Source organism: Mesorhizobium ventifaucium, from assembly GCF_935822925.1.
GTDB classification, from domain to species: Bacteria; Pseudomonadota; Alphaproteobacteria; order Rhizobiales; family Rhizobiaceae; genus Mesorhizobium; species Mesorhizobium ventifaucium.
In genome coordinates this window covers 22,984-40,786 of the sequence record NZ_CAKXZS010000049.1, presented here as the reverse complement: position 1 = coordinate 40,786, position 17,803 = coordinate 22,984, and the positions used below count along the sequence as shown (strand labels likewise).

Here is a 17,803-nt window from a genome sequence, read left to right as displayed (position 1 = left end):
TCCGCATACAGCTTGCCAGCCTCATGCGAGGCAAATGTACAGCGAATGTCGGCTTTGGAGAGACCTCGGGAACATCGGCAGATGGCGCGACATTGTTGTCGCAGAGCAGGGCTCCGGGCAGTCAGCTCGTGAGGATGATCCGGGTCCGGCTTTCCAGGTCCGACCAACTCACCTGCAGATTTTCTCCTGCCGCATCACCGTCGAAGCCGCGAAGCCGATGATCCGGCCAATTGGTGCAATCTGACAAGGATTGCGTGTCGGTCACGTGCACAACAACGGCGACAAGACCTACGCTTTGGTGCCGTTGGCCTAGCTGCCGATAAGCCTCTACGGCTCGGCCCACATCGCTAATCGATCCATCAGAGTTTAAACTGGACTTCGGCACCTGCGCCGGTCCGCGTTGCAACTGAAATCGAATAACCTCTCAGCCGGAACGCCGTCCCGTCGGGCCCTACGCGGTCGAGGTATAAAGACGAAGGTCGGCTCTCGGTCCAAAGCCGCCCCACATTCGCCAATCCGTCGGCACGGCAATGATCATCATCATGACGCCGAAGGAGCCGTTGACATCAGCACTCGCAGCCATCGTGAAGAAGTTGATGCGGCCACATGAGGAAAGAGAGGACGCTCTACAGCACCGGCAGCGACTTCGCCTACGGCCTGGTGTGGGAGCAGTCCGCCGGCCGCGTTTCAGGATCAGCCCGCGGTGTTCATGTGCGTCCGTTCTATTCTATCTGCTTCTGCTGCCGGTGGTGCTGCTGCCATGGGGGCTCTCTCCCGTCTATGGGCCGCACGACCTTGGGCACGTCTTCGCGACCGGAACGATGTAAGTCAGCGGGATTTCCGAACGCTTCAGTTTCTGGCCGTCTGGTGCATGGGGGAATTGCCTGGTATTCAGTGCCATATCCGGCAAGCAGCCGCACTATCTGCTGCCTGCGCTGCCTCTATTGGTTTCGCAAAAGCGCCGCGTCACACCGGCCATCAAGCGCCAGATGAGCCGCCGCTCGGCGATCGAGCCGGTGATCGGCCACATCAAGGCCGATTACCGAATGGGCCGCAATCATCTCGCATGCGAGCAAGGCGATGCCGTCAACGCCATCCTAGCCGCAACCGGCTACAACTTCTCGCTGCTGCTCAACTGGTTCGGGTAGCTTTTGGGGCTGCTCATCGCGGCGCTGAATCGCCCGGGACGACGACCTTAGGCGAGGTCGAAGGCGCGCCTTCTCTAATGGCGGGCTTAAAGGCGGGTCGCTACCTGCTTAATCCATATCCTATTGATATTTATTAGTATTATGGTGAAAATGGCGGAGAGAGCGGGATTCCAACTCTGCGTTTGAGGTAATTTCGCTGTCTCAAATTCGGCTAAGCAGCCGTTAAATGACAAAATCGAAGGACTGCTCCTGGGCGCAAAGCAGGCTATCCCCAGGTACTGGTCGCCTCCGGCGTCAGGTTCAACTGACTTCGAGCCGAATTCGACTATGGCTATTACAGGATGTAGTGGCTCTGGGTCCTTCTTGGCGGCGCTGATGCCGGGAGGGAGGCACTGAGCGCGAATCGCGCGAAATTTGAAAATGTAGGCAGTAAAACAGTTTGAGAGGAAAATATACCTGTGTTCCCCGCACCCGGCTGCCATGGGCGGGACCCGAGGGGGAATGCGATAGGATCGAGTGCGATAGGATCGATTTGGCTTGTGGGTTGCTTCCCTTCCCACTTGTCCGGGCATGAGGCAGACCGGACACCGGACACCCTCTAAGGGGTGTGTCCGTGTCTGTCCGGTTTTGCTACCCCACTTTGCCGGTCTGTTGTCCGGTTTGTCCGGTTGTCTGTCCGGTTTGTCCGGTTTTCATGTCTCATCCTCACAGTCGTCAAAACCACAGGGGATGCGATACCGCCCATTTGCGAACTCGACATGGTGGCTGCGGATCAACCTTTCGGCCGCCCGTTTGAACGCTCTCACGCGCGACTCCCTATCCTCGGCAGCGGATACAGTGCGCCCTTCAGCGCAAGCCTCGCGCCAGGCCTTTTCGGTCGTCCCGCCTCCTAACGTGTCCAGAATGTCGAGAGCGGCTTTGACTGAGGCCGATAGCCGCTCATCCGTCTTCTTCGCTGCGCCCATCAACTCGAAACAGCGTGGCAGCGTTACCGTGTCGCCGTCTTCGTCCGTGCCGCCGTCTTCGACTGCGATCTTAAAGGCGATGTCTCGCTCGCATGTGCCGTTGCGGTTCTTCGTGAGTTTCCCTCGAATGACGCCGTTTTCGTCGCGCTTCACATGCAATGCCACATCAAGAGCGCCGTTCAGCAAGCTATGCCCGCGAGGCGTTGCACCTTCTGCTTTCGTGTCGTGGTGGATGAGCACAACGGCAGCGCCCCACGACGCGAGGAGTCGAGCTACCGCCACAACGCGCCCCATGCTCTTGGCGTCGTTTTCTTCGAGGCCGGGGAAGGCCATCGCCAACGTGTCGATGAATATCAGCGCCGGTCTGCGTTCTTTCACTACCGCGACCAGTGCGACCAGATCGGGCGATTTGTCGGCAAGTAAGTTCGATACGCCTTCCACCAATTGGAAGTCTTCTGCCTCGCCGTGCGCCTTGCGCAACGCCTTCACGCGACCAGGCATTCCCTGAGGGTCTTCAGCCGCGACATAGAAGACGCTGCCCTGCTTGGAGCGCATCCCAAAGGTCTCGGTGCCTTGTGCAACGGCATAGCCAAGGCGGGGCGCCAGAAGTGATTTGCCAGCACCAGGGGCGCCGAAGATGCATGCCACGTCGCCGGGCGCGAAAAGCCCTTTGATCAGATAGCCGCGCGAGGGCGCTGCCTCGCAATCGGAAGGGGACAGGAATGTGAGGCGCGAGGGCGTTGCGTCAGGCTTTAATTTCTGCTCGCCTAGGTCGTCAAAATCATCAGCGCTGATATCCAGCCCGCGCGTCCAGCCGCATTCGGTTGCAATATAAAACAGGGTGTCGATGTTGATCCCGTCGCGACGACCGAAGCTGCGCCACTGGCCCACCATCTCCCGACGATTGTACTTGCCCGGTTCCGTCGCCTTGGAAGACCAGCCGTCCCAAAGCTCAAATGCCTCTTGACTGCCATCGCTGCCGGCGTGAATCGCCATGCCGATGCGCATCCACTCATCTCGAGAGCAATCCGGGTCGACGTATACTAGGGCTCGTTTGACTTCCGACCAATCCACCGGCATCGGGTCAGGCCCAAGCAGGCGGGTCAGGTCGAAGTCATTGCGTTTCGGTGGCAGCAGCGCGGCCGGCCATGCGGGAAGCCGCTCAAGCGCAAGCGGGCCGGCGCCGGTATGGTATCGCCGCCCATCGGCCATAGTGCTGCCGGCTGCAATGACATAGCCGTTATACTTGATGTCGATTCCATCGGGTAGATGCTCGCTGGAATCGCTCAACCCATCGCGGGGCTGAAAATAAAGGTGCCGCCCATCCGCTGCCGTATCGACCGTGAATGGCGACGTGGTGTCGGGATCATATCCAAGGCCGCGCAACGCTTCGATGCCGTCTTGGTCCGCGCGGTGCCGGTCGAGGTCGAGTACGGCCAAGCCGTTGCGTCGGCAGGGCAGCCCTACAATCGCCTTCGGATGATGAAGCCACCAGCGCCGTATAAAGTCGAGATCGGTCGAGGCGTCGTCTTTGCCATGTTCGGTGTATGGGCTTTTGATGACCCCCTTCGGGCCGTATTCCCTGCATGGGAAAACGGCGAATCCGCGCTTCGCCAAGTCCAGCGCAACGGCTAAATTAGTCGCGATATGCGGGACGGTTTCGTAGCCGAGCAGATCGGAGATGTCATCATCTGCTTGCGAAATGCAATCAGAATTTGAGTTCGGGACTTGTGCCGCGTCGGGCGAATTGGTATCAGAGGGGTGCAAAACTTGATCCTTTGGATTTTTGCCCGCCCGGTTCGTAGCCGTGGCGGGTTTCGCGTTTCTATACTGACCGCTTCATACCATGTGCTAGCGCAGCAAGTCGAGGTGCGATTCCTATAACCCATTGAATCAAAATGACTTTCACTATTTTGTTGAATGTCAATCAAGCAAGGCTGAAAGGTCGTTCGGATGCTTGGCGGTGAGATAATCGGACCACCAAGTCATAAGCCGGCGCCGTTCGTCCAGGTACGCGGCGTGATTGTAAGAGCTTCTGACCTTGTTGCCGCTCGAATGCGCGAGCGCCCATTCAATCGCGTCTCCGGTCCAGAGGCCTGCTTCGTTGGCGATCGTGCTGAAGGATGAGCGCAACCCATGAATCGTGAGTCGTCCATGCATGCCCATTCGATAGCAGGCAAAAATCATGGTATTCGCACTTAAGGGCTTACCGCCGCGCGCTCCCGGCACAATCCATTCGGAGTCACCGGCAATCTTTTTCAGTTCTGACAGTAGCCGCTTGCTCTGCTTTGTCAGCGGCACGAGATGGTCGCGGCCGGCCTTCATCCGTTCGGCTGGAATGCGCCACAGGTCGCCGTCGATCTCGGACCATCGCCCGAACCGCAATTCATTGGTCCGGACTGCGGTATGCATGATAAATTCGATCGCCAGGGCGGTTTGCCGCTCGCCGTCATATGCGCTGAGCCTGCCGAGAAAGTCGCTGATCTCATTCGCCTTCAGCGAGGCCATATGAACAGGCTTCGGCGTTGCTTTGAGTGCGCCGCGAAGATCAGCGACTGGATCGCGCACAGCGCGGCTCGTGGCGATGGCATAGCGGAAGACTGCCCCGATAGACTGGCGCAGCCGCTTGGTCACGTCTAACGCACCGCGCGCCTCGACCTTGCGCAACACTTCGAGGATTTCCGGCGCGGTGATGGTCGGCACAGGGCGGGCGCCAAGATCGGGAAACACGTCCCGAACGAAGCGGCTTAACACGCGCTCGGCATGGGCTGATACCCACGATGACTCCTGTGCCCCGTGCCACTCGCGGGCAATGGCTTCGAAGCTGTCGTGTGCGCCCGTGGCGGTCTTACCTTTGATAGCTGCTGGGTCGACGCCATCGGCCAAGGCGCGTTTAGCATTCTCGCGCAGCGCCCGCGCGTCAGCCAGTGTCACGCGAGGGTAGGGACCGAATGAAAGGGTTTTTTGCTTGCCGGCGAAGCGGTAGTTCATGCGCCACGCCTTGGAGCCGGTTGGCGGGACGTACAGATAGAGCCCGCCACCGTCCGACAGTTTCTTGGCCCTGCCTTCAGCTTTGGCGGCCCGGCACGCTGAATCGGTCAATGGCATGATGTGAGTCCCTTGCGTCCGGATTGTTGGTATCGAGTTTTTCGACACTACCAACAATCGATACCAACACAAGCAAGTGGCCCCGATCCCACTTGACCGGACTAGACAGGTCGAAAATGGCCTATGTTCACTAAATATGTGAAATTATTGTTGTTTTTCAGACAAGCGAAACGACCCAAATGGGCTCTATTCGCGTTTGTGAGAGGATTGGTAGCGGGAGAGGGACTTGAACCCCCGACCCCAGGATTATGATTCCCGTGCTCTAACCAACTGAGCTACCCCGCCAGGGCGGCGAAAGGCCCGAAATCCGCCTTAAATCAGCAGGCATGTCGAAGCGTTCGCCAAGGTCGGGCGGATATAAGGTTGAGACGCCAAGCCTGTCAAGCATCGATGCAGGCCGGAGTCGATGCAGCCGGTCTGGCGCCGTCGCATCCTGTCGCATCGCCAAGCTTCACGGTCTTGCGACGTACTTTGTGTGTCCAGGCGGACGCACGTCGCTCTGATGGCCGAAAAGCTTTGCCGGGCAGATAATTGGGTACAGAAATGCCGGGTTGAGTTCGGCGGGGCGCGCCGCTATGTCTCGGCCACGAAATTCTCGAGTTGGAATGATGAAACCGCGCATTGCAGTCCTCGGATGCGGATACTGGGGCAGCAACCACATCCGCACCCTCAAGGCGCTCGGCGCGCTGCACGCGGTCTCGGACGTCAACCCTGCCCGCGCCGAAGGTTTCGCCAGTGAGCAGGATTGCCTGGCGATCGAGCCGGAGGCGCTGTTTGTGCGCAGTGACATCGACGCCATCGTGATGGCGCTGCCGCCGCAGTTCCACGCCGATATGGCGGTGCGCGCTGTCCAGGGCGGCAAGGACGTGCTGGTGGAGAAGCCGATCGCGCTGACGGTGGCCGATGCCGAGCGATCGGTGAAGGCGGCGGCCGACAATGGCCGCGTCTTCATGGTCGGACATGTGCTGCGCTTCCATCCCGCCTTCGAGACGTTGAAGGCGTTGATCGACAATGGCGAGCTCGGCGAGGTCCGCTATATCCATTCGCACCGGCTCGGGCTCGGCAAATTCCACACCGAGAACGACGCGCTGTGGGATCTGGCGCCGCACGATCTGTCGATGATCCTGGCCATCACCGGCACGGAACCGATCGAGGTGCGTGGCGAAGGGGCAGCACTCCTCGACAATCTCAGCGATTTTGCGCATCTGCACATGCGCTTTCCCAACGGTCTGCGCAGCCATCTCTTCGCGTCGCGGCTCAATCCTTACCGCGAACGCCGGCTGACCGTGGTCGGCACCAAGGCGATGGCGGTGTTCGATGATGTCGAGCCGTGGGAGCGCAAGCTCGCCGTCTACCGCCACGCGGTATGGCAAGACAGCGGCCAATGGGCCTTTACCACCAACGAGCCATCCTATGTGGCAGTGGGCGAGGGCATGCCGCTGACGCGAGAGCTTGAGCATTTCATCCAGTGCATCGAGACGCGGGCAGAACCGCGTACTAGCGGCGAGGAAGCCATCAGGGTGCTGCGTATCCTGACCGCTGGCACGATTGCCCACACCGGATCGTCTTCCTGAGAGCCGGATCGTCTTCCTGGGAGAAAGTGCGGCTGTATCAGAACCTGATCCATCCCGATAGAATCGGGATTATCGTCTATTCGGCGGGAATCTGCGCCGGCCGGGCCGCCAGCCGCGTCAGCATCGCCTCGGCCTCGGCGCCGCGTTCGGAACGCTCGATGAAGCCGCCGCCGAAAACGCGGGCCTCGTTGCCGTCGTCGGAATAGAGCACGCAGGCCTGGCCGGGCGCGATACCGGACTCGCCGTCGACCAGTTCCACCGAAGTGATGCCGGCGTTGTGATGCAGCACGGCCGGGCGTGGCGGGCGTGTCGAGCGGACCTTGGCGAAAAGCTCCAGCCCGGCGGCCGGGAAATCTGACAGCGCAGCGTCGCCCAGCCAGTTCATGTCGCGCAAATAGATCTTGTGCGTTTCCAGCGCCTCGCGCGGGCCAACGACGACGCGGGCCCGGTCGGCGTCGAGATGGACGACGTAGAGCGGCTCGCCCGAGGCAATGCCGATGCCGCGGCGCTGACCGATCGTGTAGCGCAAAATGCCTTCATGGCGGCCGAGCACGCGGCCGTCGATATGGACGATGTCGCCCGGATTGGCAGCAGTCGGCTTCAGCTTGGCGATGATATCGGAGTACTTACCCTGCGGCACGAAGCAGATGTCCTGGCTGTCCTGCTTGGCGGCGACCGTCAGCCCCATTTCCTCGGCGATGGCGCGAACCTGCGGCTTCGACAGGCCGCCAAGCGGAAAGCGCAAATAGTCGATCTGCGCCTGTGTGGTGGCGAACAGGAAATAGCTCTGGTCGCGGTCCGCGTCGACCGGCCGGTATAATGCGCGATGGGCGCCGTTGGCGCCGGAGCGGATGTAATGGCCGGTGGCCAGCGCCTCGGCGCCGAGTTCCTTGGCGGTCGCCAGGAGGTCGGCGAATTTCACCGTCTGGTTGCAGGAAACGCAAGGGATCGGCGTTTCGCCGGCCACATAGCTCTCGGCGAAGGGGTCGATCACCGCCTTGCGGAAGCGCTCCTCGTAGTTGAGCACATAATGCGGAATGCCGAGCGTCTCGGAGACGCGGCGGGCATCGTCGATGTCCTGGCCGGCGCAGCACGAGCCGGCCCGGTGGGTTGCCGCGCCATGGTCGTAGAGCTGCAGCGTGACCCCGACGACATCATAGCCTTCATGCTTCAAAAGGCCGGCAACGACCGACGAATCGACGCCGCCCGACATGGCAACAACGATGCGGGTATCTTCGGGGCGTCCGGGAAGGTCGAGGCTGTTCATGGTTCTTTCGTTCTGCAAGGCGCTCTGAATGACGGCGCTTGAATGCCCATGGCCGGAATATAGGTCAAGCTTTCCGGGTGCGCCAGCTTCGCGAACCGGCCGATTTTTTTAGAATGGATTTGGCGCTTGCGGGCAGATATCTCAAATGCCGACGAAAAGACTAACGCGGCGTTCATGATCCTTACCTAGCTATTAGCGTTCGCTTAGGCAATTTTTAAAGCTGTGGCGGTAATGTGGTGGGGATTGGGTCTTTGAGTTTTTAGTAGAGAGTACGATGACCGATCTTGTTAGACCGCGCGTCAAATATGTTATCGGGCCTGACGGCAGCCCACTTACGATTGCCGATCTGCCGCCGACGAACACACGTCGCTGGGTTATCCGGCGCAAGGCCGAAGTGGTAGCGGCGGTGCGCGGTGGGCTTTTGAGCCTCGACGAGGCATGCCAGCGCTACAAGCTGACCACCGAGGAATTCCTGTCCTGGCAGGCGTCGATCGACGAATATGGCCTTGCCGGGCTGCGCACCACGCGCATCCAGCAATATCGGCATTAAGGCTGGTTCGACGAACTCAAAAGGCGCGACAATCCGCGCCATTTTTGCGAGTGCCGCCAGCATGGCGCGTGGTGCGCAAGCACCGAATGGCCGGGGTGGAGGCGTCGTCGAGTGTTGCGACTTATTTCGATCGTCCGGCGCCGCCCCTCATTGCCCTGCCGGGCATTTCTCCCCGTTTACGGGGAGAAAGAAGCTGGCCGCAGCCTTGGCGCTCTTTCTGCGACGCTGGAGATTGGCGAAATCTTTGAGGACGGCGTCCTTCTCCCCGTTCACGGGAGAAGATGGCTGCAGCCAGATGAGGGGCGGCGCGACGCTTGCAAGATGGTTCAGAACCGCTGCTCAATCAGATAAGGTCGCGGAACATAAACGGGATTCGGTAGCGTAGGCCCTGAACGGGGCGGCAGCTCGACCAATGAGCGGCGACGTTCCAGATGAGCAACGCCCTGATCGCTGGGCGTTGACTGGCCTTAAAGCCTTGTTTTCAGCCGATCATGGCGCTGCGGCCGCCGGTCTCGGCGTCGCGGATCTTGGTGTCGCGCGATTCCAGCATTTCTGCCTTGGATAGCTCCGCTTCGGCTTCGCCGAGCAGTGATTCGGCAACGCTACGCTGCTGGGCGAGGTCGCTTTGCGAATTCCTGAGATTGTCGCGGCGCAGGCGCGCTGCCTTAGCGAAGGTCGGATAGGCAAAATGGTTGATGTCGGTGATGCCGGCTTTCTTTTCTTCGGCAGTGATCTGGAGTTCCAGTTCGACAGCCATGCGCTCGAATTCGGCGATCATCATGTCGAGTTGCAGCAACTGCCGCCGCTTCTCGTTCACCTGAAACTGCTTCAGCCGAACGAGGTTTTCACGTGACTTCATGATTCGGTACTCCTGGAAACGCACACCTGCACATATCGTCCAATCCGCCTGGCAAACGCAGGCTTCGATCCGCTTCCACCGACTTTACCGGAACTATGGGAAACAAAATCCTAAAGTTTTTTGCCGGCGGTAACCATTCGTTTACGGGCATTGTTAATCATACGGCTCAGGACTTAAGGCCGGGTAAAAATTCAGGCGCTCGAAGCGGAAGCACGGCCAGCGAGTCCCTGGAGTCACTTAGTCTGGCTTATTAATGTTTTGCATTAGCGGTTGGTTCTGTGATTCACTATTAGATTCAACAAGGTGTAGAAAGGGGTTAAAAAATCTGATACCGTCAACGGCACGGAATTAGGTTTTGTTAACCATTCGATGGCAGCCTCTGCTCAGGCAATCACTGCTCCGGTCCTGGACGGGTCGTGAAAAGGTCCGGCAGCAGAAAAGGGGAATGAAATGCGTGTTCTGCTGATAGAAGATGACAGTGCGACCGCACAAAGCATCGAGCTGATGCTGAAATCGGAAAGTTTCAATGTCTATACGACGGATCTTGGCGAAGAAGGTGTCGATCTAGGTAAGCTCTACGACTACGACATCATCCTGCTCGATCTCAATCTCCCCGACATGTCGGGATATGAGGTGTTGAGAACACTTCGCCTTTCCAAAGTGAAGACGCCGATCCTGATCCTCTCCGGCATGGCCGGCATCGAGGACAAGGTACGTGGCCTCGGCTTCGGCGCTGACGACTATATGACCAAGCCGTTCCACAAGGACGAACTGGTCGCCCGCATCCACGCCATCGTGCGCCGTTCTAAGGGCCATGCCCAGTCGGTCATCACCACCGGCGACCTGGTGGTCAACCTTGATGCCAAGACCGTTGAGGTCGGTGGCCAGCGCGTGCATCTGACCGGCAAGGAATACCAGATGCTGGAGCTGCTCTCGCTGCGCAAGGGCACTACGCTCACGAAGGAAATGTTCCTCAACCACCTTTACGGCGGCATGGACGAACCGGAACTGAAGATCATCGACGTCTTCATCTGCAAGCTGCGCAAGAAGCTCGACGCTGCTTCCGGCGGCCAGAACTACATCGAGACGGTTTGGGGTCGCGGCTACGTGCTGCGCGAGCCGGAAGACATCCGCGTCAGCGCCTGAACTGACGACGCCGATTCGATCGATTTTTCCGACAAAAATCCGGCTTCGGCCGGATTTTGCGTTTTATGTTATTGTCGCGGATATTGGAGCGCCGATTGCCGCGGCCATGCGCCAGCGGCGGCGAATCAGGCTGCAAATCTCAAGGTGCGGAAGCGTTCGAGAAGTTGTGGCCGAGTGAACGGCTTCAGCAGATAGCCTTGGGCGCCGGCGCGCTTTGCGCGCATGATCGATGCGACGTCGACCTCAACCAGCGAAATCAGGATCTGGGGTTGTATCGGACTTTCCATGGCGCGTACGCGGCGGATGACGTCCTCGGCCTGCATGTCCGGCAAGGCGCCGTCGACAATGATGATATCCGGCATGTCGGCAGTGCACATCTCAACCGCATCAAGCCCGGTAGCTGCTTCGATGACCAGCATGTCGGAACCACCCAGGATGCGCTTTGCAACCCTCCTGATGACGCTCGAATCGTCGATGAGCATGCAGCGTTTCATTTCCGGCCCTCTTTGCCATGCGGCAACCCGGCAGCGTCGCGGTCTGGGAGGCACCGTAGGGTCAATCCGGTAAAGAAGCTGAAAAGCCAATAGATAAAATTCTTGCCAGAACAGCTTTTACGGAAACTTCTTTACCGATGCTTCGGCCGACTAGCCTGGGAGGTCCATTTCATTCGGCCGTAATGGCGCGTAAATATTGTCTGAACAACGCTTGTCTGTTCTTTTCAATCAGCTTGGCAATTCAAGCAGCCGAGAGGACGATTTCTTCTGCGGTCGCGTGGATTGATATCGTCATGTTCGCCTCGCGCGCCAAAAGCAGCGTGTAGTAGGGCTGCACCGAATGCGCGTCGATCGGTTCTTCAGGCTTGTTGCCGGAATGGAGCTCTAGGAATTTGGGCGGCACGCGCAGCATCGGACCGCTCGCCGCGAGCGCAAAGCGTGGTTCTGTGTCGAGGTTTTCAAGCGTGACCGTAAGCTTACCGCCACGCGGAATGGCAGCGTTGGCGACGAGAATGAGATTGAGCAGCAGCTTTACCTTGTTCTTCGGCAGCAGCGCACGGGTTCCATTCCAGATCAGTTCCGGCTTCTCGTTCTTCAAGAAGGCGATCGCAACGGCCTCGGCATCCCCAGTGTCGATCATCATGCCGGCAGAACCGGCTGCGCCGAAGGCGATGCGGGCGAATTGCAGGCGGGCCGAAGCGTTTCTGGCGCTCTGGCGAATCAATTTCATGGCGTCTTCGTCGGCGCCGCCTTCGTCGAGCAGCTCAAGCCCGTTGTTTATGGCGCCGACCGGCGAAATGATGTCGTGGCAGACCCGACTGCACAAAAGCGCGGCGAGATCGGGTGCGGAAAGGGTGAAAAGCTCGGCCATCGGCGAAAGTCCCTGCAAAATTTCACTGGAAATGGCCGGGTGATCAATGATCACCCTGTCCACACGAATCACACTCTCTCCCAAGGCCTACTGAATACACAGCGCCTGAGCGTGCAGCAACAGATCCGGAATTGTCGTTAGCGAAAATGGTGTGTTCAAGCAGGGTGCGGATATTGCGGGCCGACGCGAAACCAGCTCGAAACCAGCCTTCTAACCGCCATTTTCGTTTGAAAGCTTAATGGTTGAAAAAGGATTACGGCATAGTTTGTCCGTAACAGTCATTCTTAACGGCCGCCAAAGAGCCGCACGGATGCGAGGCGTCGGCGAAAGTGCTCCCTGACGGAGATTGGAAGCATGTTTTCCCGATACTACGACCGGAGTGTTTTCCGTGTCATCTCAATGGCGATCGCTCTCATGGGCCTTGTCGTCTTTTCAACCTCGCCTTCGCGGGCCCAGGAATACACCGCTCAGGAGGTCGTCGATTCCGGTCATAAATTCTTCGGTGCGACGTCGGGCGGGCTCGCCACCGTCGTGGAGAAGATTTTCGCCTCCTACGGCCTGCCCAATGGCTATTTGCTTGGCGAGGAGGGCTCGGGCGCCCTGATCGGTGGCCTGACCTATGGCGAAGGCACACTCTACACCAAGAATGCCGGCGATCACAAAGTGTTCTGGCAGGGCCCGTCGCTCGGCTGGGATTTTGGCGGCGAGGGCTCGCGGGTGATGATGCTGGTCTATAATCTCGACGATGTGAACAGCCTCTACAATCGTTTCGGCGGCCTTGCCGGCTCCGCCTACCTCGTGGCTGGCGTCGGCTTCAACGTGATGAAGAACAACAATGTGCTGCTGGTGCCGATCCGTACCGGCGTCGGCGCCCGGCTTGGCGTCAATCTCGGCTATCTCAAGCTTACCCAGCGCGCCACCTGGAATCCATTCTGAGCAAGCGGTTGCCCCGTCACCGCGATTGGTTCCAGGATCGACGGTCTGAACATTGCTGCGGCAGACCCTTGCCGCGGCACTGGAATTCCGTCATGCGAACGTGGCACATTCCTTTACAGTTGTTTGCCGTTCATAACGGATAGTCACCTTGATTCAGTCGGTCCTGTTCTTTGTCCTCGGCTTTCTCTGCGCCGGCTTTCTGGCGCTGATGATTGCCCCGGCCATCTGGCGGCGGGCCGTGATGCTGACGCGTAAACGCGTCGAGGGCTCGATGCCGCTGACGCTGGCCGAGATCCAGGCGGAAAAGGACCGCATCCGCGCCGAGTTCGCCATGTCGACGCGTCGGCTTGAGATGAGCGTCAAGTCGTTGCGCGAGAAATCGGCCGAACAGCTTGTCGAGATCGGCCGTGGCCGCGAGGCGCTGAAGGAGCTGGCGCTCGAGAGGAAGGACAAGCAACAGGCGCTTTCGGAACTCGAGGTCAAGGGCGAAGACCTTCGGCAGCGCAAAGACCAGTTGCAACTTTTGTCGGATCGGCTTGCTCAAACCGAGCATGCCCTGGAAAAGCGTGTGCTCGAGCTGAAAAAACTGGAGCACATGTATGACGACGCCAGCTTTTCCTCCAGCAGCCGTCAGATCGAACTTGTGGCGCGCGAATCCCAACTGCAAAAACTGGCCGATGACATTTCCGTGCTGCGCGGCCAGCGCAAGGAGGCGGACAGACGCCAACAGGAGATCGCGGCCGAGAGCAAGGCCGCGCGGGACGCGTTGAAGGCCGAGAAGAAAAGGACCGGCGAACTGGACAGGAAGATCGAGCGCCTACTCGCCACGCTTGCCGATCGCGAGGACAAGCTTGAACGCCGCGAAAAGGAAATCGTGCGGCTTCGCGAAAAGCTGAAAAGCGAAAGCGTGGAAAACCCGTCGGCGGTGCGTCTCGTCGGAGCGCAAGTCAGTCGGGCCGATCCGGCCGTCAAGGACGACGACACCCAAAAAGCCATCGCCAAGCTCTACAGCGACCGCGAGCGGTTGGAGGCGAGGCTGACGGAACTGGCCCGCGAGAACAAGAAACTGAAAACGGATCTTGCCGCCTTCGAGGCATCCAAATCCGAAGGCGGCGACGATGCGCGCCGCGCCAGCGCTGCATTGCGCGAGCAGATGAGCGACCTGGCGGCGCAGGTCGTCGCCCTGACGGCGAAGCTCGACGGCCCGGAATCGCCGATCGCAAAGGCGCTTGCCGCACCCAACCCACCGGGAAGCGGTGAACGCAGCCTTGCCGATCGCGTGCGGGCGCTGCAGAAGGCCGAATCGGTGCATTGAGCCCAGGCAGCGATGCTGACTTGTGCGGCTCAGGTCCTGCGTGCCGAGAAATGATGTAATGCGATGGCTGACGCGGCGGCGACGTTCAGGCTGTCGAAGCCTTCTGCCATATCGATCCGCACCGTCCGGAGCCGGGCGAGCAGTATCTCGGGCAGGCCTTCGCCTTCAGTGCCGAGATAGAGTGCCAGCCGTTCGGTCCTTTTCGCGTCGCGGATGTCGGTTTGCCCGCGCGGCGACAACGCGAATTGGCCGAAGCCCAGCCGGTCGAGCGCCGCCGTGAAGCCGACGGTCTCAGTGAAGCAGGCAAAAGGAATTTTCAGCGCGGCGCCGACCGAAACGCGGATTGCCTTGCGGTACAGAGGATCGCAGCAGGTCGCGTCCTGAAACACCGCATCGGCGCCGAAGGCGGCGGCGTTGCGAAAGATCGAGCCCATATTGTCATGGTTGGCGATGCCGACCAGCACGACGATCAACGCGCGGGCGGGCAGGGTATCCAGCAAGGCCTCAGCAGGCTGCGCCTCGCCCTTGCGGCCGATCGCCAGTATGCCGCGATGCATGTGAAAGCCGGCAATCCTGTCCATGACCTCGCTGGCCGCCACGTAGACCGGAAGGTCCGCGGGCGCCTTGCGCAGGGTTGCGTCGAGGCCTGCCAGCCGGTTTTCGAGTACCAGCACCGATTCGGCGGTAAAGCGTTTGGCCGCGAGCAGCGCTTCGAGCACCCCCTTGCCTTCGGCAATGAAACGGCCCTGCCGGCCGGCAAGATCGCGCTCGCGAATGTCGAGATAGGCGGCGACGCGCGGGTCTTGCGGGTCTTCGATACGAATCGGGCGCATGCTTGCCTCGGCGGACACGCATCGCTCCGAAAATCGTAGTGCGCTTTCGGACAGTTCGGTGCGTGGATCCAAAGTACTTTCTGCATCCAAGTGGACGCAAGTCGCTCTAAGAACCGTCATCGAGGTAGGGGGTGCTTGGGCCAGTTCTTGCTTTTATGCATGTCGTTATCCCAAAACCGCTTCGCACGCTCGGGTCAAGCCCAAGGGCAGGCTTTGGGCGACATACATTGGCCGGTCAAGTCCCGGAGCGACGCGGGCGGTATGCCATCTGCGATAGCTCACCCTCGCCGAAAATCCCGTCCAGCGTGTTGAGAAGTTCGCGCACGGCATCGGATTTGCAGGAATAGTAGATCATCTGCCGGTCGCGCCTTGTCTCGACGAGATCGAGCGCCCGCAGTTTGGCTAGATGCTGTGACAGGGCGGATTGGCTGAGCAGAACCTTTTCGGCGATAGCGCCGACCGACATTTCACCGTCGGCCAGGTAGATCATGATCAACAGTCGTTTCTCGTTGCCCATCAGCGTCAGAAACGAAGCCGCTGATTCGGTATTGGCGATTAGCTTTTTCGAGACCATCGATCCCCCATACCTTCCTGTTCATCCGGCGCTATGGGGGCAATAGCGTCTGATTCCATAGGCTCACTCGCGAATGTGCGCTGCCGATTCAACGCGACCGGGAAAGGGTAGAACATCTCGCTCAAACCTCAAGACTTGCTTTCGACCCAACGCGATTAACTGTCGGACTGTGTTTAATCCGCCACTCGGCCGGTTTTTGCCATGTCGACCAGAACATGCCTGAGCTCGCGCGCCGTCCTCAATGGCTCGGGAAAGAACACCCGGCAGACATCGTCGCCCAATGCCAGGTCCATGCCGTCGGCGTCAAAGCCGGTGACGACCCAGCCGTCGCCCGCTGCCTTGGCGAAGTGGTGCGCGTAGACGGCAATTGCGTCGCTATGGTCGGCATTCATATGGTCGAGGGCTGATTGTTCGCCAGCGGCAAGCTCTTCGACGATCGGCGCGGTCGTGACCAGATCGGCGCGTTCGAGCAGGTAGGCCTTGCCAAAGCCGCCGTTGAGACTGGCGCGCTCCAGCTCGAGCCGGAAGATCGAGAAGTCGCCAAGACCGGCATAGAGCATCGCCTTGGGATTGCGGTTGAGATAGCGCCGTTCGGCGCGGGCGTGCTCGTCGGATCCACGCTCAAGCCGTGCCGCCCGACAGACGAGCGTCAACCGCGGGTGCGCCAGCGGGTCGCCCTTGCCGGGCTCGCCGACAAGCAGCGAACAGCGCGGGTCGGCAAGGATCGCGCCGGTATGGGCGGACAGCATCGACACAAGGATCAGCGGCGTGCCGTCGATATCGGTGGCAACACCAACCCTGCTGGCCAGCGGCGAACCGGTCCCGGGCTCGATCACCGCCAGCGCGCCGAAACGGGCACTGCGGATCAGCGTCTTCGCCAGCCTGATCGCTTCGGCGTCGGTCTCGCGGATCACGTCCTTCTTTCGATCGTTCAAATCCACACCGTATTAAGCTGATTTTTGCCTCCAGTTATCAACCTATCACACCGGATTTGACAAGGGCCCCGGATTTGACAAGGGCCTCAGTCTCGCTTTCCGAAAGGCCAAAGCGTGCCAGCACCGTCACCGCCTGACAATCGTGATCGGCCGGCATGGCGGCAAGCGTCGGCCGGGAGCGCGAAAAGCGCGGCGCTGGGGCGGGGCGCTCAAGCGCACCCGACTTCAAGAAGGCGTTGCGAGCGCGATTGTGCGGATGATCCCTGGCTTCCCGCAGCGACAAGACCGGGGCGACGCAAGCATCGGTCGCAGCAAAGAGACGGTCCCAGTCGTCTCGTGACTTCTGCCCGACCCGATCGACAATGGCGGCCCGCATCTGCGGCCACAAATTCCTGTCGTATTGGCCGCGTACAAAAATTTGGTCGAGCGGCAGCAGTCTTGCGAATTCGGCGAAGAAGCGGGGCTCAAGGCAGCCGACGGCGACGTGCCGTGCGTCCGCGGTCTCATAGGTGTCGTAAAAGGGCGCGCCGGAATCGAGCAGGTTCGCGCCGCGCGTGTCACTCCACAGGCCCGCCGCCATCAGGGCGTGCACAGGTGTCGCCAGCATTGAAGCGCCCTCGGTCATCGCGGCGTCGATCACCTGACCCTTGCCGGAGCGCGAGCGCTCAAACAGGGCGGCCAGTGCGCCGGCGACCAGCACCATGGCGCCGCCGCCGTAGTCGGCAACAAGGTTGAGCGGTGGGACTGGCCGGCCTCCTTGCTGGCCGATGGCATGCAGCACACCCGAATAGGCGAGGTAGGTGATGTCGTGGCCGGCACGCCCCGATAGCGGACCGTCCTGGCCGAACCCCGTCATGCGGCCGTAGATCAGGGCCGGATTGCGCGCCAGTACCGCATCCGGCCCGAGACCAAGCCGCTCCATGACATCAGGACGAAACCCTTCGACCAGCATGTCGGCCTTTTCGGCAAGGCGCAGCACCAGTTCGGCGCCTTCCCGGCGCTTCAGGTCAATCCGCAGGACGGAGCGGCCGTGACAGTCGATGTCGTATTCGTCCGGTAGCGCCAGAAACGGTTTGCTCGACCCAGCCCGCTCGATGCGCAGCACCTCGGCTCCCATTTCCGACAAAATCAGGCCGGCCAGCGGCACCGGTCCAAGCCCGGCGATCTCAATCACCGTCAGGCCGGCGAGCGGGCCGGTCTTCGCCTGAAGGGCCACTTCGGCACTCAT

At 60.1% G+C, this 17,803-nt stretch carries 16 protein-coding genes, 1 tRNA gene and 1 pseudogene; 6 read left to right on the top strand and 12 right to left on the bottom strand.

All coding sequences use genetic code 11. The annotated features are described in order from the left end of the window. Window positions 1-953: 953 nt before the first annotated feature. Window positions 954-1,148 (top strand): annotated as a pseudogene (locus NMG70_RS29035) (IS5/IS1182 family transposase); the annotation flags it as partial. Between the two features lie 692 nt (window positions 1,149-1,840). Here the strand turns inward: NMG70_RS29035 and NMG70_RS29030 are convergent. From NMG70_RS29030 to NMG70_RS29020, 3 genes are all read right to left on the bottom strand, one after another. Continuing rightward, a complete protein-coding gene (locus tag NMG70_RS29030) occupies window positions 1,841-3,880 on the bottom strand; it encodes an AAA family ATPase (RefSeq protein WP_254027658.1) in 2,040 nt (679 codons plus the stop codon). Window positions 3,881-4,036: 156 nt separating this feature from the next. Continuing rightward, a complete protein-coding gene (locus tag NMG70_RS29025) occupies window positions 4,037-5,221 on the bottom strand; it encodes a tyrosine-type recombinase/integrase (RefSeq protein ID WP_254027657.1) in 1,185 nt (394 codons plus the stop codon). A 208-nt stretch (window positions 5,222-5,429) separates the two neighbouring features. Continuing rightward, window positions 5,430-5,506, bottom strand: a tRNA-Met gene (locus tag NMG70_RS29020). A 323-nt stretch (window positions 5,507-5,829) separates the two neighbouring features. On the opposite strand from NMG70_RS29020, the gene NMG70_RS29015 reads away from it, so the two are divergent. Beyond that, complete coding sequence (locus NMG70_RS29015) at window positions 5,830-6,795, top strand: Gfo/Idh/MocA family protein (protein ID WP_254027661.1); 966 nt, start codon at window positions 5,830-5,832, stop codon at window positions 6,793-6,795. 76 nt (window positions 6,796-6,871) lie between these two features. On the opposite strand, the gene mnmA is transcribed toward NMG70_RS29015, so the two are convergent. Both mnmA and NMG70_RS33400 read right to left on the bottom strand, forming a co-directional pair. Beyond that, window positions 6,872-8,062, bottom strand: coding sequence for a tRNA 2-thiouridine(34) synthase MnmA (gene mnmA / locus NMG70_RS29010; RefSeq protein ID WP_254020039.1), 1,191 nt, complete (start codon window positions 8,060-8,062; stop codon window positions 6,872-6,874). Next, window positions 8,059-8,238, bottom strand: a complete 180-nt coding sequence (locus tag NMG70_RS33400) for a hypothetical protein (protein ID WP_436798483.1) — start codon at window positions 8,236-8,238, stop codon at window positions 8,059-8,061. Before NMG70_RS33400 ends, mnmA begins: the two co-directional genes overlap by 4 nt. A 98-nt stretch (window positions 8,239-8,336) precedes the next feature. Between NMG70_RS33400 and sciP the strand changes: the two genes are divergently transcribed. After that, complete coding sequence (sciP, locus tag NMG70_RS29005; RefSeq protein ID WP_013529904.1) at window positions 8,337-8,612, top strand: CtrA inhibitor SciP; 276 nt, start codon at window positions 8,337-8,339, stop codon at window positions 8,610-8,612. Between the two features lie 481 nt (window positions 8,613-9,093). Here the strand turns inward: sciP and NMG70_RS29000 are convergent, their stop codons facing one another. After that, entirely contained in the window at window positions 9,094-9,471 is a 378-nt protein-coding gene (locus NMG70_RS29000; protein WP_029349790.1) for a flagellar export protein FliJ, read from the bottom strand. 450 nt (window positions 9,472-9,921) lie between these two features. On the opposite strand from NMG70_RS29000, the gene ctrA reads away from it, so the two are divergent. Next, window positions 9,922-10,617: a response regulator transcription factor CtrA gene (gene ctrA, locus NMG70_RS28995; RefSeq protein WP_006203583.1), complete on the top strand. Its 696-nt coding sequence runs from the start codon at window positions 9,922-9,924 to the stop codon at window positions 10,615-10,617. A gap of 125 nt (window positions 10,618-10,742) precedes the next feature. Here the strand turns inward: ctrA and NMG70_RS28990 are convergent, their stop codons facing one another. Both NMG70_RS28990 and chpT read right to left on the bottom strand, forming a co-directional pair. Continuing rightward, entirely contained in the window at window positions 10,743-11,111 is a 369-nt protein-coding gene (locus NMG70_RS28990) for a response regulator (protein WP_254027656.1), read from the bottom strand. 241 nt (window positions 11,112-11,352) lie between these two features. Continuing rightward, on the bottom strand, window positions 11,353-11,982 hold the full coding sequence (gene chpT / locus NMG70_RS28985; RefSeq protein WP_077380165.1) for a histidine phosphotransferase ChpT: 630 nt from the start codon (window positions 11,980-11,982) through the stop codon (window positions 11,353-11,355). Window positions 11,983-12,336: 354 nt separating this feature from the next. Here chpT and NMG70_RS28980 point away from each other — a divergent pair, with 354 nt between their 5' ends. Further along, on the top strand, window positions 12,337-12,918 hold the full coding sequence (locus NMG70_RS28980; RefSeq protein ID WP_254027655.1) for a DUF1134 domain-containing protein: 582 nt from the start codon (window positions 12,337-12,339) through the stop codon (window positions 12,916-12,918). Window positions 12,919-13,066: 148 nt separating this feature from the next. Further along, complete coding sequence (locus NMG70_RS28975; RefSeq protein ID WP_254027654.1) at window positions 13,067-14,233, top strand: coiled-coil domain-containing protein; 1,167 nt, start codon at window positions 13,067-13,069, stop codon at window positions 14,231-14,233. Between the two features lie 29 nt (window positions 14,234-14,262). Here the strand turns inward: NMG70_RS28975 and NMG70_RS28970 are convergent, their stop codons facing one another. From NMG70_RS28970 to NMG70_RS28955, 4 genes are all read right to left on the bottom strand, one after another. Then, window positions 14,263-15,066 carry a TrmH family RNA methyltransferase gene (locus NMG70_RS28970; RefSeq protein ID WP_254027653.1) on the bottom strand — a complete coding sequence of 268 codons (804 nt, stop codon included), beginning with the start codon at window positions 15,064-15,066 and terminating at the stop codon, window positions 14,263-14,265. A gap of 235 nt (window positions 15,067-15,301) precedes the next feature. Next, on the bottom strand, window positions 15,302-15,640 hold the full coding sequence (locus NMG70_RS28965) for an ArsR/SmtB family transcription factor (RefSeq protein WP_254020034.1): 339 nt from the start codon (window positions 15,638-15,640) through the stop codon (window positions 15,302-15,304). Window positions 15,641-15,813: 173 nt separating this feature from the next. After that, window positions 15,814-16,575: a HugZ family pyridoxamine 5'-phosphate oxidase gene (locus NMG70_RS28960; RefSeq protein ID WP_254027652.1), complete on the bottom strand. Its 762-nt coding sequence runs from the start codon at window positions 16,573-16,575 to the stop codon at window positions 15,814-15,816. A 37-nt stretch (window positions 16,576-16,612) separates the two neighbouring features. Then, window positions 16,613-17,803, bottom strand: a complete 1,191-nt coding sequence (locus tag NMG70_RS28955) for a CaiB/BaiF CoA transferase family protein (protein WP_254027651.1) — start codon at window positions 17,801-17,803, stop codon at window positions 16,613-16,615.